General features: G+C 41.1%; 23 protein-coding genes. 4 read left to right on the top strand and 19 right to left on the bottom strand.

Annotated features, from left to right (window positions below):
• Positions 1-10: 10 nt before the first annotated feature.
• The 8 genes from B7720_RS06575 to B7720_RS06540 all read right to left on the bottom strand — a co-directional run bounded on the left by B7720_RS06575 (position 11) and on the right by B7720_RS06540 (position 8,392).
• Positions 11-1,234, bottom strand: a complete 1,224-nt coding sequence (locus B7720_RS06575) for an FtsW/RodA/SpoVE family cell cycle protein (RefSeq protein ID WP_084857163.1) — start codon at positions 1,232-1,234, stop codon at positions 11-13.
• Positions 1,235-1,239: 5 nt separating this feature from the next.
• Positions 1,240-3,729, bottom strand: coding sequence for a bifunctional DnaQ family exonuclease/ATP-dependent helicase (locus B7720_RS06570; protein WP_420902935.1), 2,490 nt, complete (start codon positions 3,727-3,729; stop codon positions 1,240-1,242).
• A 199-nt stretch (positions 3,730-3,928) separates the two neighbouring features.
• Complete coding sequence (locus B7720_RS06565) at positions 3,929-4,780, bottom strand: NAD(P)H-hydrate dehydratase (protein ID WP_084857159.1); 852 nt, start codon at positions 4,778-4,780, stop codon at positions 3,929-3,931.
• A 56-nt stretch (positions 4,781-4,836) separates the two neighbouring features.
• Positions 4,837-5,610, bottom strand: coding sequence for an HAD hydrolase family protein (locus B7720_RS06560; protein WP_084857157.1), 774 nt, complete (start codon positions 5,608-5,610; stop codon positions 4,837-4,839).
• Between the two features lie 4 nt (positions 5,611-5,614).
• Entirely contained in the window at positions 5,615-6,472 is an 858-nt protein-coding gene (locus B7720_RS06555; RefSeq protein WP_193432080.1) for a bifunctional methylenetetrahydrofolate dehydrogenase/methenyltetrahydrofolate cyclohydrolase, read from the bottom strand.
• Between the two features lie 148 nt (positions 6,473-6,620).
• Entirely contained in the window at positions 6,621-6,941 is a 321-nt protein-coding gene (locus B7720_RS06550; protein ID WP_049500100.1) for a TfoX/Sxy family protein, read from the bottom strand.
• A gap of 33 nt (positions 6,942-6,974) precedes the next feature.
• On the bottom strand, positions 6,975-7,709 hold the full coding sequence (locus tag B7720_RS06545; protein WP_084857152.1) for an amino acid ABC transporter ATP-binding protein: 735 nt from the start codon (positions 7,707-7,709) through the stop codon (positions 6,975-6,977).
• Positions 7,709-8,392: an amino acid ABC transporter permease gene (locus B7720_RS06540; RefSeq protein ID WP_001011622.1), complete on the bottom strand. Its 684-nt coding sequence runs from the start codon at positions 8,390-8,392 to the stop codon at positions 7,709-7,711. Before B7720_RS06540 ends, B7720_RS06545 begins: the two co-directional genes overlap by 1 nt.
• Positions 8,393-8,583: 191 nt before the next feature.
• Here B7720_RS06540 and B7720_RS06535 point away from each other — a divergent pair, with 191 nt between their 5' ends.
• The 4 genes from B7720_RS06535 (at position 8,584) to B7720_RS06520 (ending at position 12,251) form a co-directional block, all read left to right on the top strand.
• Positions 8,584-8,814 (top strand): DUF1797 family protein, encoded by a 231-nt coding sequence (locus tag B7720_RS06535; protein ID WP_000443577.1) that lies wholly within the window; start codon positions 8,584-8,586, stop codon positions 8,812-8,814.
• Between the two features lie 237 nt (positions 8,815-9,051).
• The gene (locus B7720_RS06530; RefSeq protein WP_049478870.1) at positions 9,052-11,310 is read left to right on the top strand and encodes an ATP-dependent Clp protease ATP-binding subunit; all 2,259 of its coding nucleotides are present in this window, start codon (positions 9,052-9,054) and stop codon (positions 11,308-11,310) included.
• 130 nt (positions 11,311-11,440) lie between these two features.
• A complete protein-coding gene (locus tag B7720_RS06525; protein ID WP_049478869.1) occupies positions 11,441-11,893 on the top strand; it encodes an NUDIX hydrolase in 453 nt (150 codons plus the stop codon).
• A gap of 58 nt (positions 11,894-11,951) precedes the next feature.
• Entirely contained in the window at positions 11,952-12,251 is a 300-nt protein-coding gene (locus B7720_RS06520) for a DUF1827 family protein (protein WP_000767205.1), read from the top strand.
• Between the two features lie 70 nt (positions 12,252-12,321).
• On the opposite strand, the gene metK is transcribed toward B7720_RS06520, so the two are convergent.
• From metK to B7720_RS06460, 11 genes are all read right to left on the bottom strand, one after another.
• Positions 12,322-13,512, bottom strand: coding sequence for a methionine adenosyltransferase (gene metK, locus B7720_RS06515; protein ID WP_084857150.1), 1,191 nt, complete (start codon positions 13,510-13,512; stop codon positions 12,322-12,324).
• Positions 13,513-13,734: 222 nt separating this feature from the next.
• On the bottom strand, positions 13,735-15,078 hold the full coding sequence (locus B7720_RS06510; RefSeq protein WP_084857148.1) for a DEAD/DEAH box helicase: 1,344 nt from the start codon (positions 15,076-15,078) through the stop codon (positions 13,735-13,737).
• 132 nt (positions 15,079-15,210) lie between these two features.
• The gene (locus B7720_RS06505) at positions 15,211-16,026 is read right to left on the bottom strand and encodes an endonuclease/exonuclease/phosphatase family protein (RefSeq protein ID WP_000670845.1); all 816 of its coding nucleotides are present in this window, start codon (positions 16,024-16,026) and stop codon (positions 15,211-15,213) included.
• A 51-nt stretch (positions 16,027-16,077) separates the two neighbouring features.
• Positions 16,078-18,264, bottom strand: coding sequence for a PTS transporter subunit IIBC (locus tag B7720_RS06500; RefSeq protein WP_080979105.1), 2,187 nt, complete (start codon positions 18,262-18,264; stop codon positions 16,078-16,080).
• 219 nt (positions 18,265-18,483) lie between these two features.
• Entirely contained in the window at positions 18,484-19,410 is a 927-nt protein-coding gene (gene ftsX, locus B7720_RS06495) for a permease-like cell division protein FtsX (RefSeq protein WP_084857146.1), read from the bottom strand.
• Positions 19,403-20,095 carry a cell division ATP-binding protein FtsE gene (gene ftsE, locus B7720_RS06490; protein WP_000022273.1) on the bottom strand — a complete coding sequence of 231 codons (693 nt, stop codon included), beginning with the start codon at positions 20,093-20,095 and terminating at the stop codon, positions 19,403-19,405. Before ftsE ends, ftsX begins: the two co-directional genes overlap by 8 nt.
• Positions 20,096-20,112: 17 nt before the next feature.
• Positions 20,113-21,208, bottom strand: a protein-coding gene (gene prfB, locus B7720_RS06485) for a peptide chain release factor 2 (protein ID WP_142357175.1) whose coding sequence is annotated in 2 segments (ribosomal slippage) — positions 20,113-21,135 and positions 21,137-21,208 — 1,095 coding nt in all. Because the reading frame shifts where the segments join, the coding sequence is not laid out codon by codon here.
• 110 nt (positions 21,209-21,318) lie between these two features.
• The gene (locus B7720_RS06475) at positions 21,319-21,975 is read right to left on the bottom strand and encodes a CBS domain-containing protein (protein ID WP_000268650.1); all 657 of its coding nucleotides are present in this window, start codon (positions 21,973-21,975) and stop codon (positions 21,319-21,321) included.
• A 152-nt stretch (positions 21,976-22,127) separates the two neighbouring features.
• Positions 22,128-23,555 carry a cytosine permease gene (locus B7720_RS06470; RefSeq protein ID WP_000041471.1) on the bottom strand — a complete coding sequence of 476 codons (1,428 nt, stop codon included), beginning with the start codon at positions 23,553-23,555 and terminating at the stop codon, positions 22,128-22,130.
• Position 23,556: 1 nt separating this feature from the next.
• Positions 23,557-23,742 (bottom strand): hypothetical protein, encoded by a 186-nt coding sequence (locus tag B7720_RS06465; protein WP_084857145.1) that lies wholly within the window; start codon positions 23,740-23,742, stop codon positions 23,557-23,559.
• Position 23,743: 1 nt separating this feature from the next.
• Positions 23,744-25,522, bottom strand: a complete 1,779-nt coding sequence (locus tag B7720_RS06460; protein WP_084857143.1) for a phosphotransferase — start codon at positions 25,520-25,522, stop codon at positions 23,744-23,746.
• Between the last annotated feature and the right edge of the window lie 189 nt (positions 25,523-25,711).

The raw sequence follows: 25,711 nt of genomic DNA, 5'->3' as shown, positions 1-25,711 counted from the left end.
AGTGGCCTCCTTATTTGATTTGTTTTAGGACGACTTTCTTTCGTTTGAATGGAACTTTTCCACTTTTCTCCTCTGCTAGATTGGTCTGGTAACTCATAGATAAGAGAAGACCGACTCCGATAAGGTTACTAATAATTGCGGACCCCCCTTGAGAAATGAAAGGCAGAGGAATCCCTGTCAAAGGAAGTAAGCCTGTCACGGCACCGATATTTTCAAAGATATGGAAGAGCAACATCATGATAAAACCAGTCGAGATATAGGTGTAGAACTGATTGTTTGACTTAAGTGTAATCTTCAACATCCGATAGATAAGAAGTAAGTACAGGGCAACCAAAAAGACTGAACCAATAAAGCCAAAATCTTCAGCAATCACCGTAAAAATCATATCACTCTCGCGTACTGGAATGAGGAGATTGGACACATTGAAACCTTGTCCAAACAAGCCACCACTTCCAATCGCAATTTGTCCCTGCGCTTGTTGGTAAGTCGTTGTTTGCGCGAAGTCAAAGGGATTGAGCCAAGCCAAAATGCGGTTGATCTGGTAAGTTGGCATCCCAATCTGATGCAAGAAGGCACGTCCATCCTTGCTTATAAAGATGGCCATGAAGCCTGCAACAGCAGTCACTCCTGTCGCAAAAACAGGAATGATAATCTTCCACGAAACACCTGAAAGGAGAACCATACCGGAAAAAATAGCTACAAAGACCAAGGCAGTCCCCAAGTCACTTTGTAGGGCTAAGAGGATCAAGACTGGGATGGTAAAAGCAATCATCCAACCAATCAATAGGAAATCCAAGGGAATAGTCCGTCGCCATTCCTTGTGTTTTTGAGTGAATTGTACGATGACTCGAGCCAACATCAAGATATAGGAAATCTTCATGAACTCCGAAGGCTGAAAAAGTGTCGTTCCGCCAATTGATACCCAGTTCTTGGCACCTGTTGACGCTACAAGATTTGGATTGTAGAAAACAAGAGGGAGGACCATCAAAGCCAACCCTAGACCATAAAGATAGGGAGTCACTTTCCATAAAAACTCGGTATTAAAGAACATGACCACAAAACCAATGACAAGGCCCAAGGCAATCCAAGCGATTTGCTGACCTAGAATTGGTAATACATTATTTGGATAGTCATGACTAACTGCTATATAAATGGCCACTACTCCAATCACCAGTAAACAAAACACTGGTAGGAGGAGGCTATAATCGACTCGAGAGTCGAAGGAACGTTTCATATTTTTTACCTTTTCTCTTTCTTGGATTTTTCTTTCATTCTATTGCAACGAGATTGGAGAAAATCAGCTACAGCAGGCTCTAGCTGTTCTCTAGAAAGAACCTGAACAGCCCTTTCTTTTGACAAGGCCTGAGCGATTTGTTTGCCGTAACGCTTGCTAACGACACGACTATCTAAGATAACAGCAACCGAACCTTGGTCAGATCTTCTAACAGTACGGCCCAGAGCTTGTTTTAGCCGAATGATCGCCATCGGCAACTGATAATCATAGAAAGGATTTTTCCCTTCTTGACGCAGTTCTTGGTTTAATTTTTTGGTTAAAGGCTCTTGGGGATTTTGGAAAGGCAATCTCGGAATCACTTGAATCACGCAAGGATGGATTGAAAAATCAACCCCTTCCCAGAAACTACCTGTTCCAAGCAAGATCTGGCGTTCGCCCTTTTCAAAACGTTTTTTCAGTTGGCTTGGTTCCCCATTTTTATACTGAGCTAGATGCGGTTGGTCGAGCAGGTCCGAAACTGCCAGCAACATTTCTTTTGAGGTAAACAAGACCAGTATGGGTTCTTGAAAGGCTTGTAACCTTCGGATAACAGAAGCCACTTCACTAGCATAGTCAACAGGTGAAACTTCTGTCACAAGAGGAAAATCATCGACTAGAAAGACTTCTTGTTGCTCCTGTTTTGCTACATCAAGCCTAACAAGCGGAGCATCCGGAAATCCCAATAAATCTGCTAGGGAAACCCGATTGCTGATTTCAAGAGTGGCCGATACTCCTAGGAGCCTACAATCTTCTGGCAATAAGTCTGCTAGTATAAAGCGGCCTTTTTTACTTGAACAAATCAAGACATCCTTGCTCGATTTCTCTGCTGTAGCAAGCCAAAATTCACGGTCCGAGGTGAAAAAGTTTGCAATCTCTCTATACTCTGGGAGAGCTAGCTCCGAAAAATGCTGGCGCAACTGTTCAAGAGAATCCAACCACTTTCCATTCTTAAGGCCTGACTGGTAGTGCTCCATCAAGTAACGACATTCAAAACCTATACTCTCAAGCAAGCGTTTCTGAATCAAATCTTCTTCTGACTCCAAGGACTTTTCAATTTGAGTTACAAGTTCCTCAAGGCGGTAAGCCTGCTGGGCTAGATTTTCGAGAGCTAGTAGCATTTTTTGAGCTTCATCCAAAATCACCAAACGGTTGTCGATAAACTCTGGATTGTCTTCCAAACGAGTGACCAGATAGGCATGATTGGTCAGAAGAACACGACTGGTCTTGGCCTTTTCCTGCCCTCGTTTCCAAAAATCCTCTGTAGCAAATAAACTTTTCTTTGAAAGCTTGCCATCGTGGACTAGTTCTGGCAGAAAGTGTTGATAGCGATAAAGTTGCCCGATTTCGTCCAAGTCGCCAGTCTCTGTCTCTGTTAGCCAGATGAGCAGTTGCATTTTAAAGCGTGTGAAAAGGCGATTGGACTCCAGTCGATGGAGAACTCGGTGAAAGGCATCCAGTTTTAAATAATTTTGAGGCCCCTTGAGACTATGAATTTCCAGATGGAAGACCTCTTTTAAGCGCCGACCTTCTTCTTGCATGATTTGATTTTGAAGAATTTTGGTCGGAACACTCACTAGGATACCTGCTTGACTCTCCAAGTTCAAAGCTGGGAGGAGATAACCATAAGTCTTGCCCAGTCCCGTTTGGGCTTGGATAAAGGAAGTCTGGTGTTCTTCCAATAATTGCTCAATCTTCTCCGCAAATTCCAACTGTTGCGGACGCTCCTCCAGCCCCAATAAAGAAATGTTTTTAGCAAAGTCTTTGGATAACTTTCGTGGGACTAAGGCTTTGCTTTCCTTTCTGAGGAAAAGCCCATGAAGTTCTATCAAGTCGGGCGAAGATAAGAGAGATTGTTGCTGGTAAACCTCCTCAATCAACAGATAACTTTCATAGAGAAGGTTGTCTGCAAGTTTTAGCAAGCTTTCTAAGAGCCCTTTTGGTAACTCAAATAGTTTTTGACGCATGTAAAGCAAGAGTTCAGCTGTTGCCTGAGCATCTGACAGGGCAGTGTGGGCATGTTCAAGCTCAATTCCCAACTCTTGACAAAGGATACCTAAGTTATACTTTTCAAACTGAGGATACAGAACCTGGGCAAGCTCAACTGTATCCACCCGCGGTGTGCGCAATTCATATCCTTCAAAAAAGAGAAATTCTGCAAGAAGGTTGGCATCAAACTGTACATTATGCGCAACAAAAATACCGTCCTTAACCAATTCAAAAATTTTTCCGGCCACCTGAGAAAACTCTGGTGCCACAGCCAAACGTTGATCGGACAGACCCGTTAATTCTTTGATATGAGAATCCAAGGGTTCGTGAGGATTGACATCAGTCGCATACTGATCGATGATGTCACCATTCTCAATCACCACAATGCCTACTTGAATAATTTTTGCCTTGCTTCCGGTGCTGGTCGCCTCTAAATCAACGACCACATACCGATCATTTCTTGCATTCATCATTAAAAATTATATCAAAAAAAGCATGATTTGACACCCCTCAACTTTGATAACAATCTCGCTTTCCTTGCGAGTTTGAGTAAAAATCAAGACCTTAAAAGAGAGAATTTCACGCAAGTTCAGCAGTTGGTCGCTGGTTTTGAGGTATTTAAAAACCTTATCAACAAAGCTTCATCAACATAAAAAGACAACCAAGATATTAGCTGCCTTTTTGAGATATTTTTTTCATTGTTTTTGGGAGTAGCTTGCTAATTTCTGTTGGCAAGACAAGGTAGTTTTCTTGAGCTAGTTCTTGCGCAATAGCTGAATGAAGATAGGTCGCTACCACCACTCTCTCATAGAGACTGGCTTGGTGAAACTGACCTGTAAATCCTGCAATCATCCCAGCAAGTGTATCTCCCATTCCACCAGTTGCTTGATAGGGACCTCCAACCTGTAACTGATAATATTCAGGCTGACCAGCTTTCCAGATACGAGTTGCTGGCCCCTTCTCGACTAGAATCGTTTCTTGAGGAAAAGCTGAAAGAGCCCTAGCAGTCGTCTCTGTATTTTGATGGTCAAGAACTATACCAGACAGTCTTTCCCATTCCTTTTGGTGGGGAGTTAGGATGAGCTGACTAGATGGGAATGGAAAATGAGCTTTTGCTAAGATGCCCAAAGCGCCGCCATCTGCAATCAAAATCTGGTCTTTTCTAAGGCTGTCAAAGACTCGTTTTACGAGTTCTTCTCCAAATGCATCCTCTCGCAAACCCGGACCTAACAAGACAACTTCTGCCTTTTCCAACTGCTCTTTTAACAATTGCTGGTCTTGAAGAGAAAATGCCATGGCCTCAGGTAAATGACTGTGTAGAGCAAGGATATTTTCCCTATCTGTTCCAACGGTCACCAATCCTGCACCACTTTTGACAGTTGCAATGGCTGACATGATGATAGCTCCCCCATAAGGATAGATCCCTCCCAGCAAGAGCAGACGCCCGTAATCTCCCTTATGGCTGTGACGAGAACGTTCAATAATGACTTTTTCTAGTAAAGCTTGATCAATCACTTTCATCGTTTTTTCCCTCTCACTCTATTATACTACAAAAGGAGGTTCAGACCTCCTTTTATCTATTTTCCCTTAAATTCCGCAAAGGTCTGTAAGATTTTAGCTGCCACTGCTGGAGAAGGAGCTCCTTTAAGCTCTAACGTGTCATCTGCATATGGAGTAAGGCCAGCAAAATCTCCTATCTGAACTGAATAAAGAGATGTCTTAAACAGTTCAATATCGTTTTGGTCATTTCCAAAAGCGATGAAGTTCTCCCCGCATAACTTTTCAACAGTTGTCGCCTTATGAGTATCCAAGGGGTTGACATAAAGGCACTTTTCATGCGCATGATAGGAGAGATGAGCCAGTCCCAGTCTTTCTAACTGACCAAGCAGATCATCAAGCAACTCCTCATGGTCACCCATATAAACGACTACCTTAATCGGAGTCCCTAAGTCCTCAAGTTTCTGATGACGAGCCACCTTTAGGGGATCCACACTGGAGAAAAATGGAATCTTCTCTACAATCTGACCACTATAGTCAAAGCAATCATCTACAAAGAAAGGGAGATTATAAGTCTGGCAATAATCCACTAGCGCATGATAAACTCTAGCATAGAGATTCCTTTCGAAGATAGCCTTCCCCAAATGATAGGCTACGCCACCATTCAACCCTATGACCAAGCGCTGACTGAGTTTAGGGCCTAATAAACCCAAGCAATCCCGATAAGAGCGAGCTGAGGCAAACACAAGCTCATGCCCATAATCTTCAGCCTTTAAAAGAACCTGCTGAATCTCCTCATCAATAGTCATGTAGTCAAAAGATAGCGTTCCATCCAGGTCAAATACGAATTTCATCTTCCTAGTCCTTGTTTAGTGTTCGAAGCGCTGCCTGATAGGTTTGCTCCATTAGCATGGTAATAGTCATAGGACCAACTCCACCCGGTACAGGTGTGATGTGGCTAGCAAGTGGTGCAACAGCATCATAATCAACATCTCCACAAAGCTTGCCATTTTCATCTCGGTTCATCCCAACATCAATGACAACCGCTCCTGGTTTGACAAAGTCAGCAGTCACAAACTTAGCGCGACCGATTGCAACCACAAGAATATCCGCCTTAGCAGCAACCTTGGCAAGATGATGGGTGCGTGAGTGGGTCAAGGTCACAGTCGCATTTTTAGCCAAAAGAAGCTGAGCCATCGGTTTTCCGACGATATTCGAACGACCAATAACGACTGCATTTTTACCTTCCAAGTCAATCCCATATTCATGAAACATCTCCATAATCCCTGCAGGTGTAGAAGGAATCATAACTGGATGACCTGACCAAAGACGGCCCATATTTAGAGGATGGAAACCATCCACATCCTTTTCTGGATCAATGGCTAATAAAACTGCCTCTTCGTCAATATGTTTTGGCAAAGGTAACTGGACTAAAATCCCATGCCAAGCTGGATCTTGATTGTATTTGGAAATCAAGTCTAACAATTCCGCTTGGGTAATGGTCTCTGGAACTCGCACTACTTCACTACGGAAGCCAGCAGCGAGAGCTGACCGTTCCTTGTTGCGAACGTAGACTTGGCTGGCAGGATTGTCCCCCACCAAAATCACTACCAAGCCTGGAACTAAACCTGTTTCTTCTTTTAGTTTGGCCGTTTTTTCAGTCAACTGTCCTTGTAACTTAGCCGCAAGAGCCTTCCCATCAATCATCTGTGTCATATCTCTTCTCTTTTCTATCAGATATCCTCTATTATAACAAAAAACGCCTTGTCATTCTAACACTTCCTGACTAATAGACCTTATAGTCTGAAACTATAAGAAAAAGCTCGTATCGAGCTTTTATGCCTATTTATACTAGGTAAATTTGTCATGCTTTCTTTTTGACTTTTGGAGCCGGTAAGACTTCATACATCTCCTTGATTAATCTGATTAGACATGACTTATCTTCAATGTCTTCTATCAAAATCATCTCCTTAGCTCCTTCATAAGGACGTTCAAACCTAGTCTGTCCCAGTTGATCCAAGACCACCTTCACAGGCTTCAGTAACAGACGATTATCGTAGATTCCTCCAATAATCTTTCCACGATAATAAAGGATATACTCTCCCATCATTGGACGATAACTCATCTCCTCTAGCTCTGATAGCTGTTCGAGAATAAAATCTAAATATTCTTTACTGGAAGCCATGATGCCTACTCCATTTCTTCTAAAAATGAGGTATTACAAAACCTTACTCAAAAATTCCTTGGTCCGTTGTTCTTTTGTTTGATCGAAAATCTCCTCAGGCGTTCCATCTTCGACAACAACTCCATCCGCCATAAAGATAACACGGTCTGCTACCTCACGCGCAAAGCCCATTTCATGCGTCACAATCACCATAGTCATCCCTGACTTGGCAAGGTCTTGCATAACAGCTAGGACTTCTCCAACCATCTCAGGGTCTAGGGCTGAAGTTGGCTCATCAAAAAGCAAAACATCTGGTTCCATAGCAAGTCCACGTGCAATGGCAATCCGTTGTTGCTGACCACCTGACAAACTCTGAGGATAAGCAGTTTCCTTATCTGGCAAACCAACTTTTTCCAAAAGCTCTTGGGCTCTCTTCTCCGCAACTCCCTTGCTTTCACCTTTGGTTTTAATTGGTGACAAAGTGATATTTTCCATCACTGTCATATTGGGAAAGAGGTTGAATTGTTGGAATACCATACCCATCTTTTCACGCATAGCAAAAAGGTCATTTTTCTTATCTGTGATATCAACTCCTTCAAAGATAACCTTACCTTTACTTGCTTCTTCAAGGAGATTCATCGAACGAAGGAGAGTTGATTTCCCGCTCCCTGATGGACCGATAATGACCACAACTTCTCCTCGTTTAATCTCAAGGTCAATCCCTTTCAAGACTTCGTTTTTCCCAAAAGACTTATGTAGTTCTTCAATTTTAATCAAGGTTTCTGTCATTATTTCTTGTCTCCTTGTCCAATATGTTTTTCAAATGCTTTCAACGCCACTGTCAAAACAGAGGTCATAATCAAATAGTAAAAGGCTGCAAATAAAAGGGGAGTCAGCGGTAAATACGTTGTTGTCGCTACAGTCGTTGCACCATTCCACAACTCCATCACCCCAATCGCAGACAAGAGGGAACTATCCTTGATAATGGTGATAAATTCATTTCCCAGCGCTGGAAGAATATTCTTGATAGCTTGTGGCAAAATGACATAACGCATGGCATTTTTCGGACGAATTCCAAGAGAGTATGCGGCCTCTAACTGCCCTTTAGGAACCGCATTGATCCCCGCACGAACAGTTTCTGAAACGTAAGCTCCACTATTCATAGAAATAATCAGAATACCAGGAATCAAACGAGAAAGATCAACTCCTAAAATTCCCACTTGAATAGTCGGAGCATTGATATGCATAAGAGCAAAGGCAATCATAATCTGAACCATCATCGGAGTTCCACGGAAGATCCAAACATACACATTTGCAAACCAAACGAGCGGTTTAAAGCGTGAACGTTGGGCAAAGGCCAGTAACACACCTATAATGGTACCTAAGCAAACAACAAGGATGGAAATCAATACGGTAATCAGAGCACCATAGTTAAAATATGGTAAATACTTTGGTAAAAAAGAAAAATTCATATTCAATCAACTTTCTATGTATTAGATTGTATGATTATAACATGAATTGAATTAAAATTCAATCCTTTTTCCCTAATTTTAACAATTAACTTGATAGAATGGAGAAATAGAGAGAAATCACAGTTTTTTTCTAGTCAACTACCTCTTGTTTATGGTAAAATAGAAACGATAAGAAATGGAGGAGAATCAAAATGGAATCACATTTGGTTAGAATCATTAACCGCCTAGAAGCAATGACAAAAGATGGTGGAAATCTAAAACGTAATTTTGAACGTGAAGGTGTTGTTGTCGCAGAAGTTGCATACAGCCACGACGAAGAAAATGGATCACTCTTCACCCTTCGCGATGTAGAAGCTCGTGAAACTTATACCTTTGATAGCATTGATTTGATTGCAATGGAGATCTACGAACTCCTTTACTAATATAAAAACAACGGGCAGTAAGGCCCGATAAATGAGAATCCTTTTTGTCACCACAAATGGGATTTTTTCTTACCTTCAATGTCGCTGGATTCTCCATGAATCCCTCTTTTAAAAACGACCACTTCCCAATCTTTTTACTTGCTTTACACCTTAATCATGCTATAATGAGAGTATAAAACTTTGACTATTCTTGACCTTTTTCTTAGACCAAGAATAAGAATGAAATGAGGTAGATGTATGCTCTGTCAAAACTGTAAAATAAACGACTCAACAATTCATCTGTATACCAATATCAATGGACAGCAAAAGCAAATTGATCTCTGTCAAAATTGCTATAAAATTATCAAAACAGATCCAAATAATACCCTCTTTAAAGGAATGACTGACTTAAATAATCATGACTTTGATCCTTTCGGCGACTTTTTCAATGATTTGAACAATTTCAAACCTTCTTCTAATAACGTCCCTCCAACTCAATCTGGTGGGGGATATGGAGGAAATGGTGGTTATGGACCTCAAAACCGAGGCCCGCTTCAAACACCTCCTAGCCAAGAAAAAGGACTCCTAGAGGAATATGGTATCAATATTACTGAGATTGCTCGTCGGGGAGATATTGACCCTGTTATCGGTCGAGATGAGGAGATTATCCGCGTTATCGAAATCCTCAACCGTCGAACCAAGAACAATCCTGTCCTCATCGGAGAACCGGGTGTTGGTAAAACAGCCGTTGTGGAAGGTCTAGCTCAGAAGATTGTCGATGGCGATGTTCCCCATAAACTTCAAGGCAAGCAGGTCATCCGTCTGGATGTGGTCAGTCTAGTCCAAGGAACAGGGATTCGAGGCCAATTTGAAGAACGTATGCAAAAACTCATGGAAGAAATCCGCAAACGTGAGGACATCATCCTCTTTATCGATGAAATCCATGAAATTGTTGGTGCAGGATCTGCTGGCGATGGCAATATGGATGCAGGAAATATCCTCAAACCAGCCCTTGCCCGTGGTGAATTGCAAATGGTCGGAGCCACTACTCTCAATGAATACCGCATCATTGAAAAAGATGCTGCCCTAGAGCGTCGTATGCAGCCCGTCAAGGTAGATGAACCAACTGTTGAAGAAACCATTATCATCCTCAAAGGGGTTCAAAAGAAATACGAAGACTACCATCACGTCAAGTATACTGATGCGGCTATAGAAGCTGCTGCAAATCTATCCAATCGCTATATCCAAGACCGCTTCTTGCCAGACAAGGCTATTGACCTGTTGGATGAAGCTGGTTCTAAGATGAATCTGACACTGAACTTTGTTGATCCTAAAGTGATTGATCAGCGCTTGATTGAGGCTGAAAATCTCAAGGCTCAAGCTACACGAGAGGAAGATTTTGAAAAGGCTGCTTATTTCCGCGATCAGATTGCCAAGTACAAGGAAATGCAGAAAAACAAGGTGACCGATCAGGATACTCCAATCATCAGCGAGAAAACAATCGAACATATCATTGAGCAGAAAACCAATATCCCTGTTGGAGAACTCAAAGAAAAAGAACAGTCTCAGCTTATCCATCTAGCAGACGACCTCAAGGCCCATGTTATAGGTCAAGATGAAGCTGTCGATAAGATTGCCAAAGCCATCCGTCGTAATCGTGTTGGACTTGGAACTCCTAACCGGCCAATCGGAAGCTTCCTCTTTGTCGGACCAACTGGTGTCGGTAAGACAGAACTCTCTAAACAACTAGCCATTGAGCTCTTTGGCTCTGCTGACAGCATGATTCGCTTTGATATGAGTGAATACATGGAAAAACACAGTGTGGCTAAATTAGTCGGTGCCCCTCCAGGTTATGTTGGCTATGATGAAGCTGGTCAGTTAACGGAAAAAGTTCGTCGCAATCCTTACTCACTCATCCTTCTCGATGAGGTCGAGAAAGCCCACCCAGATGTCATGCACATGTTCCTTCAAGTCTTGGACGATGGTCGTTTGACTGATGGGCAAGGACGCACAGTTAGCTTTAAGGATGCTATCATTATCATGACCTCAAATGCGGGTACTGGTAAGGCCGAAGCCAGCGTTGGTTTTGGAGCTGCTCGTGAAGGACGTACCAACTCTGTTCTCGGTGAACTCGGTAACTTCTTTAGTCCAGAGTTTATGAACCGTTTTGACGGCATCATCGAATTTAAACCTCTCAGCAAGGACAACCTTCTCCAAATCGTCGAACTCATGCTAGCGGATGTCAATAAACGCCTCTCTAGCAACAATATCCACCTCGATGTGACAGACAAGGTCAAGGAAAAGTTGGTTGACTTAGGTTATGATCCAAAAATGGGGGCACGCCCACTCCGCCGTACCATTCAAGACCATATCGAGGATGCCATAACAGACTTCTACCTTGAAAATCCAAGTGAAAAAGACCTCAAGGCAGTTATGACAAGCAATGGCAATATTCAAATCAAATCTGCCAAAAAAACTGAGAAAACAGAAGAGATTGCTTCTGAAATAGAAGAATAAATCTATATAACAAGTGCAGAAAGTCTATCATTTTCTGCACCTTTTTTACTAAAATAAATGTAAAACCTTGACAGCTTGCCCCTCGTCCATTATGATAATAATAAAGATACTAGAGAATGAGGAAAAAGCAATGGCAAACCCAACTTATGGTGATAAAAAAGAGAATGTGACCTACCAGCCCCGCTATGGTGTGTACGCAGTTATTCCGGATGCGGAGAAAAAACAAATTGTCTTAGTTCAAGCTCCCAATGGTGCTTGGTTCTTGCCAGGTGGAGAGATTGAAGCAGGCGAAGATCATCAAGAAGCACTGAAGAGAGAACTAATCGAAGAACTTGGCTTTACAGCTGAGATTGGAACCTATTATGGACAAGCTGATGAGTATTTCTACTCTCGCCACCGTGATACCTACTACTACAATCCAGCGTATCTCTATGAAGCTATTTCTTTCAAAGAAGCACAAAAACCATTGGAAGATTTCAATCATATTGCTTGGTTCCCTATTGATGAAGCAATTGAAAAACTCAAACGTGGTAGCCATAAATGGGGAATTGAAGCTTGGAAAATCCAGCATGGAATTGGCTAAAATACACGATTTTATCCAAAAAGTGCTATAATAGAGTTAGAAAATCGGAGGAACTGTTATGAAGCTTATCAACACGACTAATTCACACTCGCAACTTGTTAAAAGCCAATTAGAAAGCACAGACGCAACTCTTGTCGAGGTCTATTCTGCTGGAAACACAGATGTAGTTTTCACGCAAGCCCCGCTTCACTATGAAATCCTCATTTCCAACAAACACCGTGCTATTCGTGAACCTGAAATCGAAACTATCCAAGACTTCTTCTTAAAACGTAAAATCGACAAAGGAAGCATTGATGAAGCCAATATCAAGACGCTTTATTCAGATAAATTGATTGAGATTTCAATCCCTATAAAATAAGAAGACCAGCCAAAAGCTGGTTTTCTTTTGCAAAAAAGATTGGCAGTGCACAGCTACCAATCTTTTAGTTTTATTTCACAGCTTCTTTTAATGCATCTACCTTATCCAAACGTTCCCATGGAAGGTCAATATCTGTACGTCCCATGTGTCCATAAGCCGCTGTTTGACGGTAAATTGGACGTTTGAGATCCAGCATTTGGATAATTCCCGCAGGGCGAAGGTCAAAGATTTGACGCGCTGCTTTTTCAAGCTTGCTTTCAGCTACTGTTCCTGTACCAAAAGTATCGATACGAACAGAAACAGGTTGCGCCACCCCGATAGCATAAGCCAATTGCACTTCTGCCTTCTTAGCAAGACCTGCTGCAACGATGTTCTTGGCAATGTAGCGAGCTGCATAAGAGGCTGAACGGTCCACTTTCGTCGCATCCTTACCAGAGAAGGCACCACCACCATGACGAGAGTAGCCACCATAGGTATCCACGATAATCTTACGACCAGTCAAACCTGAGTCCCCTTGAGGTCCACCGATTACAAAGCGACCAGTTGGATTGATGAAGAATTTGGTTTGCTCATCCAAGTAAGAAGCTGGGATCACCTCTTTGATAACCTTGTTAATCACATCATTGTGAATTTGTTCATTGCTAACTTCTGGATCGTGCTGAGTTGAAATAACGACTGTGTCCACACGTACCGGACGGTCATTTTCATCATACTCAACTGTTACTTGTGATTTGGCATCAGGACGAAGATAGCTAATTTCACCAGACTTACGAAGTTCTGCCAAACGACGAACCAACTTGTGACTAAGTGAGATTGGTAAAGGCATGAGTTCTTCTGTCTCATCCACTGCAAACCCAAACATAAGACCTTGGTCACCAGCACCAATCAAGTCCAGCGGATCTTGATCTACATTCCCACGAACCTCCAAGGCTTCGTTAACACCTTGGGCGATATCTGGTGACTGCTCAACAAGTGACGGATGAACTCCCACCGTCTCTGCAGAAAAACCATACTCTGTATTGGTATAACCAATCTCTGCAATGGTATCGCGAACCACACGGTTAATGTCCACATAGGCATTTGTCGAAATTTCACCAAAAACGTGGACAGAACCAGTATAAACAGCTGTCTCAGCAGCAACGTGCGCTTCTGGGTCCTTTGCTAAAATAGCATCCAAAATCGCATCTGAAATTTGGTCTGCAATCTTATCTGGATGCCCCTCAGATACAGATTCAGACGTGAATAATTTACGTTCTGACATAAAAATGTCCCCCCTTAAAAAATATTGTTATAGAGTTACAAAGTACTGGTAAAAAATCTTATCCTCTACGGTTTCAACTCGAAAGAAAAATAGATCTTTCTACCACCTTATCGGGACTATATAACCTTATCATTATACCACTTTTTATTTTTTTTTTGCAGTATTTTTAAAAATTCATAAAATGAAGTTAAAAAAAGGAGCCATTCAGCTCCAATTTTGTTCTTAAAATGTTTGGCGTTTGGCTTTACGCTCAGCACGGCCACGTGCACGATTTTCAGCACGCTTGGTTTTGCGACGTTTTTCATCCACCGCCCATTGAATCTTCTTCTTATAGCCTGGTTTGACTTTTTTCTTTTTCTTTTTAACCAAGCCAATCATTTCGATATCAAGCTTATCCTGCTTCTTTTCACGGTTGGCACGACGATCACGGTCATAGGTATCTTGGAACTCTCCGTCTTTGACCATCTTAGGAATAAACTTGATCCCTAATTTCTCCAACTCGCGGATATCCGAGTCATCGCTTGGCTGGTAAAGGGTAATAGCTGTACCAGGCAGTCCGTTGCGCCCAGTTCGTCCAACACGGTGAACAAAGAAAGACAAGTCTTGCGGAATGGCATCATTGATAACATGGCTGACCCCTTCAATGTCAATTCCACGCGCTGCCAAGTCTGTTGCAACAATGTACTCAAAATCCAGATTTTTCACCTGATTCATGATCCGTTTGCGTTCACGAGGAGCAATATCTCCATGAATCTTAGCTACCTTCAATCCTTGAGCAGTCAAGTAGGCATGTAACTCATCAGCACGCGTTTTTGTGTTAACAAAAATCATTGCCAAATAAGGCTGCATCAACTGAGTCAGCTGGTAAATTTGAGCGTTCTTGTCACGGCCCTTGGTAGAAATCAACCAATTATCGATCGTATCTGAGATAACTGTCTTAGTCTTGATTTTTTCCATGACAGGATTTGACAAGTATTTTTTCAAGAACGGTTGCAATTTTTGTGGAATAGTTGCTGAAAAGACCATGAACTGCAAGTCTTTTGGAAGGCTCCCTGCAATCTTATCAACGGTTTCCAAGAATCCCATATCCAAGGTCATATCGGCTTCATCGACGACAAAGGTCTTGGCCTTGTGAATAGCTAAATCACCAGATTTGACCAAATCATAGATGCGACCTGGCGTTCCGATAACGATATGTGGTTGGTTGCTAGCAAGTTTTTCAATCTGACGCGCCTTATCCGTACCACCCACATAATTAACCACACGAACTTCGACATCTGAGTGAGCTGCAATCTGACGAGCTGCTTGGTAGATTTGAGTGGCCAACTCACGACTAGGTGCAGTAATGACTGCTTGCACACTATCGCTAGTTTCATCTAATTGCTGGAAAATTGGTAATAAGAAAGTATGAGTCTTTCCTGAACCAGTTTTTGACTCGCCCACCAAGTCACGACCTGCCAGTACAATAGGAATTAATTTTTCTTGTACCTCTGTTGGAGTTGTAAATTTTAACTCCTCCAAGGCTTCTACTATATAATTTTTAAATTGAAATTTCTTAAATGACATACTATCCTCGCTTCTATCCTTTCAATTATACCATATTTTGTCCCATTGCAGTAGTCCCATTTGAGTCTCAGTCCTGTAGTAAAGATTCAAGTAGATTAAAAGGTTGAAACTATCTGGTTCCAACCTCTTTCATTATTTCCAGGTCAATACAGCATTCAAACCATAATGATCGCTGACTTGTGGACTATTTTGACCATCAAAAACTACTTGTAAACTCTCTACTTCCAACTCTTTGGTCGTAAAGACGTAGTCGATTCGTAGTGGCTCGGTATTGCCTTTCCAACCATCAATTTCTGGTGGAACGGTGTAGCTACCACTTCTTTCTTTCGCAACTTCAAACGCGTCTTGTAATCCTAATGGGCTAGCTAAAATCGCTTGATAGCCTTCCTGACCAGCTGGATTATTAAAATCACCTGCTAAAATCAGAGGTTTGTTCAAATCTTTTAGTACAGCCTCAAATCGTGCCCATTCTTCTTGGAAACCTTTATCCCACCAAGAGAGATGAACGCTTGCAAGAGCCAGTTCCTTTCCTTCAACTTCTGTCTCAGCCAAGGCAACGCGACGAGTATGGTAGTCCGTTGGATCATCTACATCTGATACTAAAATCTCACGCGCCTTAATAGGTGTTTTGGATAAGATTGCTACGCCTTCATGGTAGCGGTCATAGCCAATATGATTGTAAGCCCAAGTCCAGTAGTAGCTTTTCCCTTTCTCAGCCAATTTTTCAACCAGGAGTCGGACATAGTGATCCTGATGAATGGGTTCTGCTGATGGTAAAGCTTGATAGTGATTATTAACCTCTCCCTCAGGCGAAGTCATTTCTTGATTAATTTCTTGGAAACAAATCAAATCATAGTCCTTATCGAGAATATCTTGGAGTAAGATTTGGAATTTTTCCTCTGCTTCCTTCTCCATCCAACTGTGAGTATTGAGTGTTAGAAATTTCATGCTTTTCTCCTAAAACAAGAGGTTGGAAAACAGCTTCCAACCCCAAGTATATTACAATTCTACTTTAGCAACTGCTGTTTTAGCTGCAAGAGAACCTGTTTGTTCTAATTTAACTGATTTGAGGACATCACCATTTGTGAAGACAACCACTGTTGATGTTTTGCGTCCTGCTTCTCGAATAGCATCCAAGTCAGCTGTAACAAGAAGATCACCAGCAGCCACTTTTTGTCCTTCAGAAACATGAACAGTAAATGGTTTTCCTTCAAGACTTACTGTATCCAAACCAATATGAACAAGCACTTCAAGACCTGAGTCAGTGACAAGACCAAGAGCGTGTTTTGTTGGGAAGATACTTGATACAGTACCAGTAACTGGAGATACAATGTTACCATTTGCTGGTTCTACTGCAAATCCATCACCCATCATTTTTTGAGCAAAAACTGGATCTTCCACTTGTTCCAAAGCAACAACTTGACCGTCAGCTACTGAGTAAACTTCCTCAGTTACACCTTTATAGTGTACAGTATTTTGTTGAGTTTCTGTCATTTGACTTGGAAGAGTTTCAGGAATTACTTCCCCTGAGTCAAGGATATCTTGGATATCAGATTTCAATACGTCAGCTTTTGGTCCGTAGATAGCTTGGACACCTTGTCCTTTCATGACAAGACCCATAGCTCCTTCTGCTTTCCATTGTTCCTCAGTACCAACGCGATCTGCGTCTTTAACAGTTACACGAAGACGAGTCATACATGCATCCACATCTACGATATTTGCACGACCACCAAGAAGGTTAATGATGTTTACGGCTTGAGAAGCTGCTGCAACTTTTGGAGTTCCAGGAGCTGCTTCTTCTGATGCTCCTTCAGCTGTTTCGTAGTTTCCGTTACGTCCTGGAGTTGCGTAGTTGAATTTCTTGATCATGAAGTTGGCAATGAAGTACATGATAACCGCAAAGAGAACAGTTACCCAGATAAAGTTAACGATATCCATACCAATACCAGCATTAATTGCCAATGGTGTACGAGTCAAGAATTCAATTGAACCGAATGAGTGGACACGAAGGTGAACAATATCTGCCATAGCAAAGGCAGCACCTTGAACTACTGAATAAACAAGGTAAAGCGGTGTTGCGATGAACATGAACATATACTCGATAGGTTCAGTAACCCCTGTCAAGAATGTTGCAAGGGCTGTCGCAATCATCATACCCTTGTATTGGTGTTTCTTGTCAGCATCAACATTGCGGTAGATAGCAACGATGACACCCATCAAGATACCAAATGAACCGATCATTTGTCCAACTTTGAAACGAGCTGGAGTGACTGTTGTAAGAAGGTGTTGGTATTGGTCAGCATTTGAACCTTTAAGGTTAACAAGGTCAGTTACCCATGCAAGCCAAAGTGGATCTTGACCAAATACTTGTGTTCCTTTTGCTGCACCAGTTAACACTTCGTATGTTCCACCAAGAGCTGTATAGTTCATTGGGATAGTCAACATGTGGTGAAGACCGAATGGCAAGAGCAAACGTTCCAAAGTACCATACAAGAATGGTGCAAGAACTGGAGCAGTTTCTTGTGAGTTGGCAATCCAAATACCAAAGTTGTTGATACCTGTTTGAACTACTGGCCAAAAGGCAGCAAGTACAATTGCAGCAATAGTTGAACGAAGAATAACGACGAATGGTACGAAACGTTTACCATTGAAGAATGAAAGGGCATCAGGAAGTTTACGGAAGTTGTAGTATTTGTTATAAGCTGTTGCCCCAACAAAACCAGAGATAATCCCTACGAAAACCCCCATGTTAAGCGCTGGTGCCTCAAGAACGCTGATAAAGTAGTCAGCAACCTTGATTGAACCACCAAAGAAGGTAGTAACCATTGCTTCAGGGTTTTTCAACATATCACCTGTAACACCAAAGATAGTACCTGTGATACGGTTAATCAAGATAAAGGCAAGTCCGGCTGCAAATGCACCACCTGCACGTTCTTTTGCCCAGCTTCCCCCAATAGCAAGGGCAAACAAGATATGAAGGTTACCGATAACCCCCCAACCAATTTGCTCAAGGATTCCACCTGTAATCACTAGAGGAGCAAGGTTTGGGTCGATCATCACGATTGATTTACCGATTGAGATCATCAATCCCGCCGCTGGCATAACGGCGATAACCACCATTAAAGCCTTACCGAATTTTTGCCAAAATTCGAAAGACAAGACATTTTTGAATGTAGCTTTCATCATTCAAATCTCCTTTATTTTATTTAGGCAAACGTTTTACGAAAACGTTTGCATTTGGTTATGTATTAATTATACCACTTTTATTTTTTTTGTAAAGGCTTTTATAAAAAAATTGTCTATTTTTTTTAATTTTTAAAAAAGAAAAAGAGAAGTTTACGAAAACTTCTCTTTTAAATATGTATTATTTTTCTGATTTGTACTGCAATTTGCATTTAAATCCAACTAGATCTTCAAGAATCGACGCATGGAAATCCCTGAACCAATTGAACCAATGAAAATTCCGATTATAAATAATAGGACTGTCATCAGAGGGATAAACACATCTGGTGTAATCATTGACAAGTTTTGACCTACCAAGGATTTATTGACCGATTGATAAACCATATTGTAAACAAAGAATACAAGGACTGAAGGAATTGCTGCACCAAGCAAGCCAATAAAAGCACCTTCTAGCAAGAATGGACCACGGATATAGCCATTTTTCGCTCCTACAAGACGCATGATCTGAATCTCACGACTACGTGAAATAATAGTGATACGAATGGTATTGGAAATGAGGAAGACTGCGATAAAAATCAAGAGCCCTGCAATAACCAATCCCCAAACACGGATAAAGGAAGCCAGTTCGAAAAGTCGTTGAGTGTTGGCTCCACCATCTTGAACTTCTGATACTCCCTCAATTTTCTTCGCTTCTTCAGCTACTGTTTTAACATCACTTGGAGAATTTGTATCGACGATATAGGCATCATAGAGAGGATTTGCATCCCCTTCAAAGACCTTCCAATCCTCACCCATGGTTTCCGTTAATTTTTCATACTGTTCTTCTTTACTTGAGAAGGTAACACTTTTTACAGCAGGCATAGCTTTCAAAGCGTCATAGACCTTGTGGTAGTCATTATTGGTAACTGTCTGACCTTCTTTTTCAATCGTTTCACTGTTATCTGCTACATCCTTACGAATGTAGACCATAACACGAACGTTGTTTTCAATATCGGTAGCCAGTTTTGCTGTATTAAAAATTACAGATGCAAACAGGGCAACCAGAGTCAAGGTAATCATAACCGAACTCACTGCTGCTACTGTCATCCAGCCATTTCGTTTTAAGCTTTTTAATGATTCAAATAAATGGCGAAAAAATCTACTAATCATCGTATCCATATTCTCCTTTAGCTTCGTCACGAACGACACGGCCATTTTCAATGGCAATGACACGGTGGCGCAAGGTATTTACAATCTGGCTATTGTGGGTCGCCATCAAGACAGTCGTACCTTGGAGATTGATGCGTTCCAACAGATTCATAATTTCCCAAGAATTATCTGGGTCCAAGTTTCCTGTTGGTTCATCAGCAATCAATACCTTAGGATTGTTGACAATCGCACGGGCAATCGCAATCCGTTGCTGTTCTCCACCTGAGAGTTCATTCGGGAAAGAACGAACCTTGTGTTTTAAACCTACTAGGTCCAACACTTCCATAACACGTTTTTTGATGTTACGGCGATTCTCTCCGATAACTTCCATTGCGTAGGCAATATTCTCATAAACCGTTTTCTTTGGCAAGAGTTTGTAATCTTGAAAGACAACCCCAACACTACGACGTAGAAGCGGGATATCTTTCTTCTTAATTTTAACTAAATTAAAGCCTGCAACTGTTAGGCTTCCTTTTTCGATCTTTACTTCTCGGTATAAAGCTCGAATAAAGGTTGACTTACCTGCCCCAGAAGGTCCTACGATATAGGCAAACTCTCCTGGTTCAATGGTGACAGAGACACCACGCAGGGCAGTCGTTCCATTGTCATACTTTTTGACAACATCTCTCATTTCAATGATTGACATATGAGTTCCTTTCTATCTTAGCTGATTCGCCACTTGAGGTAGGCATCGATAAAACCATCAAGGTCTCCATCCATCACCTTATCTACCTGAGCAACTTCAAAGCTTGTACGGTGATCTTTTACCATAGTATAAGGTGTGAAGACATAAGAACGGATCTGACTTCCCCATGTGATTTCTTTTTTTTCACCTTTGAGAGAATCAACTTCCGCAGCTTTCTTTTCTTGCTCCATCTGATAGAGCTTAGCCTGCAACATCTTCATGGCACGATCTCTATTTCCATACTGGGTACGATCGACCGTTGATTGGACGACAGTTCCTGTAGGAATGTGTGTCAAACGCACACCTGTTGAAACTTTATTGACGTTTTGTCCACCAGCACCACCTGAACGGAAGGTATCCATTTTGATATCATCTTCACGAATCTCCACTTCGATGGTATCATCCAACTCAGGCATAACCTCTACGGATGTAAATGAAGTATGGCGACGTTTGGCAGAGTCAAATGGTGAAATACGGACCAAACGGTGAACACCCATTTCTGATTTAAGTAGGCCGTATGCATTAGGTCCTTCAAAAGATAAGGTCACAGACTTGATACCTGCTTCATCACCAGCCTGGTAATCCAAAACTTCTACTTTAAAGCCTTTGGCATTTCCATAACGAGTATACATACGAAGCAACATATCGCCCCAGTCCTGTGCCTCAGTACCTCCAGATCCTGGATGGATTTCCAAGATTGCATTATTATGGTCATAAGGTTCTGACAAGAGAAGCGTCATTTCGTAATTGGTCATCATCTTATCCAACTCGGTTAGCTGCTCGACCAGTTCATCATGGACTGACTCGTCTTCTGCTAAAAAGTCCAATAAAATCTCAACTTCATCCTGCAACTCTTCCATTTTACGGAAGGTGTTGTAGGTGTTTTTTAATTCATTTAATTCTTGCGACGTCTTTTGGGCCGCGATATTATCGTTCCAAAAATCAGGTTCTGTCATCTTGTTTTCCAAGATGGCAATCTCTTCCTCTAAGCCTTCGAGGTCAAAGAGACCCCCTAAAAGAAGCTAATTTTTCACGATTTGCGTCAATTTTTTGACGAATTTCTGAAATGTCCATAGATACTCCTTTTCATATCGTTTTATTATACCATAATCTCTCATTTCTTTCCATATTTTGCTTTTCACCGCTTTTGATGGCAGAAGAAAAGAGGCTTTAAAGCCTCTGGTTTAAAGGACTTTGGCAGAGGTCTGAGTAATCTCCTCCACTTGAATTCCTTCTTTTTCAAACTTATCCTTTAATGAAGTCAAATCGATTTTTCCATCAATTTGAACTTCGATGACGACCTTCCCATCCTTACGTGGAATGTTAACTGTGTGCGAGATATTTAGATTTTCTTCTACTATTAGAGCTACAATTTTTCCCAGTACACCGACTTCATTTTCTGTGATAAAACGAACGCGGATTCCCTCTTCTCCGTATCCGGCAATTTCCAAGAATGCCCGAAAGACATCGCGATCTGTAATTACGCCATAAACTTGATGGTTGTCTACGACTGGTAATATCCCAATTTTATTTTTCAGCATCAGATAGGTCGCATCTTCTAGACTAGCATATCCAGAAACAGTCACGACATCTCGAATCATCACATCTTTTACTTTGGTTTTATTCAAAAGATAATTCATCTCATAGATAGAGAGACTTGTTGCTTTAGATGGGCTGGCTTCCGCGATGGTTCCTTCTGTTACCAATCCGACTAATTGATCGTTTTCGATAACAGGTAAACGGTGCAAACCTTGCTCGCGCATCAAATCTGCTGCATGTGCTACAGTCGTATCTGGACTGATATAAACTACCTTACGGGTCATGAAATCTTTAACTGCCATGAGACTTCTCCTTCTATATTGCTACTTTTATTATACACTTTCTTAGAAAATCTATCAAACGCTTTCATCTCTTTTTCAAGATTTTGAATAATCTGAGAAGTTTGCATAAAATGCCAGTATAAATTAAAAGGGAACCGAAGTTCCCTCTCTTCTTAAATCGTAACAGTGTCTCGATCTTTTATCATATAACGTTTCAACGGGCTAAGACTAGCTAGCCAATATAGTAGACCGCCAAATAGCGCAGTAAATCCGCTACCCGTTGTGATTAAAAAGATTGGACTTTGAATTTGTGCAGTTACAGGGTTGTAGACAAAAAGTACCGCTACCAATAAGGAGATAAATACGCAAGACAAGCCAACTAAGTTAAATCCTTTAGTAAATTCGTAGGCGTCATGCCCTTCAAGGAAATAGGCTGAACGCAAGTCGAGTTTTCGTTTTCTTAAGATAAAATAGTCGACAACAATCATACCAATAATTGGCCCCTGAATATAGGCTGCTAGGGAGATGAAGGATCCGAAATACTCTTCTACTCCTCCCCAGATAGTGAGTAGACTCACGTAAACCATGGCAATCCAAACCATTAGTTTATAGCTTACTTTGGGCATCCCACTTTTTACAATCATACAGTTCACGTATGATCCTGTCCCCTGGGTTCCAATATTAGCAAAGGCTACTAGTAGTAGACTTAAGAGAGCAAAGGCTGGGGTGCTTAGAGTTGATAGCATGGTTGTTGGATCACTTTCATACACGCCTGTTTTGACAAACATGGCTAGAGCCATGACTCCACCTGTCGCAACGAAGAATGGAGCCACAACTCCGTATGATAAGGCTGTAGCCCAATAACCACTGCGTTCTGATTTTGCTAAACGTGGTAAAACCAATGCTTGTGTAGACCAAGAAAAGGCAAAGGCAACATTTCCTTCTCCGGAGAGCATGAAGCGTTCTAATGGCGTCAAATCTCCTTGAGTGGCTGGTTGGATATTCATAATATCCGTTATAGGAACGGCGACAAAGCAGATTCCAACGATAATGAGACCGACAATCAATAAGGCGATAACCAAGAAGCGATTGGTCCATTTAATCACTTCTGGGCCACCAAGAGCAATGAGAGTTCCAAGCAGAACACAGAGGGTACCAAGAATAGGCGCCCATACTCCCTTGTCCAAACCAAGACCAAAATTATTTGCCAAATGGATCATGGAACTAGCAAAAAGATTGGCCGCAACAGCATACCATCCAAAGTTAGCCAAGCTAATAATGGTTGATAACAGGGCTACACCTCTTTTTCCTAGAACAGCTCTCAACCAAATCCACAAATCAATCCCATATTTAACCGCAAACAGAATTGGGAGACACTCAATAAAGACCCAGATAATGTTAAAGCTAAAAATATTAATCAACATTTGATTAAAGGTCAAATATTGAGCTACATAAGCCCCTTGAGTATAACACCAAGTTGCAATGGCAAAACCACTTGTCGATAGAAAGAGATCCCAAAAAGAATACTGACGATCCTTATTGGTCATGGGAACAATTCCTGTTATGGTTTCTTGTTGGATATAGTCATTCATTTTAGACATATTATTGAATTCCTCCCATCATTGCTAAGATAATCAAAACAAGGTTGATTAGGACTATGGAGATGATTAAAATGAAATCACTTTTTAGGAAGGGTTGAACAAACTCGTAGTTTGGCGACTCCATTTCTTCCAATCTTCTCTTTGTTTCAGTTGCTACTAATTCTTCAATTTCAGATGTCGTTTTCATCTCAGTTCTCCTCCAAATACAAGTCAAGGGCCAATTGTCCATATTGTTTGGTATAGCGATACCAGATGTAAAGAAACTCACCGACTGGTTTTCCGACACTCTCCTGGAACAAAGCCCACAAGAACCAATAATATGAGGTCACTGCTACATAAGCCAAGTAGTGACGTTTGGTTTTCTTATCTGGTACTTCTTGTAGATACAATTCCAGTACTTTTTCAGCATCCTCTACGGTATAGTTGGAACATGCGATAAAGGTTCCCAAATCTCCTGCCGGCTCTCCCATTCCAGAATATTCCCAATCAATCAAGCTCATTTCGCCTGCTTCATTCAACAAGAAATTAGGACTATAGGAATCTCCATGACAAAGGACAACCTGTTTGAGATCATTCTGTAAATAACTTTTGAGAAGTGAAACAGTTTCATCCAATTCCTCGAGGCCATCAAATTCAAATCGATTTCTAGCCTTCAATTTTTCTCTAAAATCATCGATTCCTTCAAATTGGTCAAAGGAATGTTCCGTTTTTTCTCCAGATTGGTGTAACCGTCTCAAGAGGTCCATTGCATTCGCCACATCATCCCAATTATCATAATCCAGTTGCTTAGCATTGGGAATAAATTCTGAAATTTTCCAGCCCTCATCCTTGTTCATAGCTACGAAGGTACGGTCAATCTTTAATTTTGCAGCAATTTCCATAGAAGCTGCTTCACTAGCTCGGTCGATATAATTTTCTGTTCCCCTACCCGGATGACGGTAAACATATTTTTTCCCTAGACAGTCAAATGAAAATGATGTGTTGGTTAACCCATCTTTTAAAGGTTTGATATTGACAATATCTGAAGCCACACACTTTAATGTCTTACAGATATTATCGATAATAGCTGAGTCTGCATTTACCAAATAACGTTCATCAAATTGACGGAGTTCATCTAGAGAGTCGAATTCTTTAACAATATCCGCTGAATAGTGGCGGGCTTCTAAAAGGAGTTCCTTGACATGGCGACTATAGTAATCCTCCCAAAGCTGTTCACGATAAGGTTCGTGTTTAAACTCGGTTTCTAAAACTTCCTTGAATTTCTCGCTGAATGCACGGTCGAAATAAACGTGCCCCACCATGGCCCAAGTATTTTCTCCACCAATCTGGATATCAATAATGGTGTGATTCGAATCCTCTATAGCACAATATTCGTCCGTTTGACCTTCTGCAAATATCGTCGAGTAGTAACCTCTATAAATATATTGCTCAAAAGGATTTTCCACAAAATAATTATCCGATGAACAAATATACGTGTTGGAAAGTTGATCTTTAACCAACATAAGAGACGAACAGTTATTGTATTTGAAGTAATCATTATTCACTACAATTTTTACACCAAACTTCTCTGCAAGATAGAACATTTTTTCTTGAAGATAGCCTACAATAACGGTTATATCTTCTATTCCCGCTTCTTGCAGTTGTCTGATTTCCCTCTCTATCAAGCGTTCCCCCTTGACTTGAAGTAATCCTTTAGGAATCTCATAAGACAAAGGAGCAAAACGACTACTCATGCCAGCAGCCATTATAATGGCATTTTTTACTCGATAGGGTTCTAAAACTTTCTGACCTAGTTCTGTTAAGTGAAGCTCCTCATCAAGCCACTTCTCTTCTTTCAGTTTTTTCAATAATGTGTTGATTGTTCCTAAAGATAGGTCTAACTCTTCAGCTAACTGTCGCTGAGTAAATGTCTTTTCTTTATGTATCAACATAAAACGCAAAAGTTTAAATTGTTTTTCTGTTAGCATTCTTAGTCCTCCTGTTCAATTTTTTCTTACTCATATTATAATATGAACAAAAATGACTGTCAATTCAAATAGGGAAACAATGAGTAAAAATTAAGACCTTCTTCCCTTTCCTCAAAAAACATATAAATAAAAGAGCTCCTTATTCTGGAGCCCTGAAATATTTTATATTTTTGATAAGTAGTCGTATTA

This window comes from Streptococcus oralis subsp. oralis, from assembly GCF_002096455.1.
Lineage (GTDB): Bacteria > Bacillota > Bacilli > Lactobacillales > Streptococcaceae > Streptococcus > Streptococcus oralis_CY.
The sequence above is the reverse complement of the archived record's forward strand: the minus strand, read 5'-3'. Positions and strand labels throughout refer to the sequence as shown.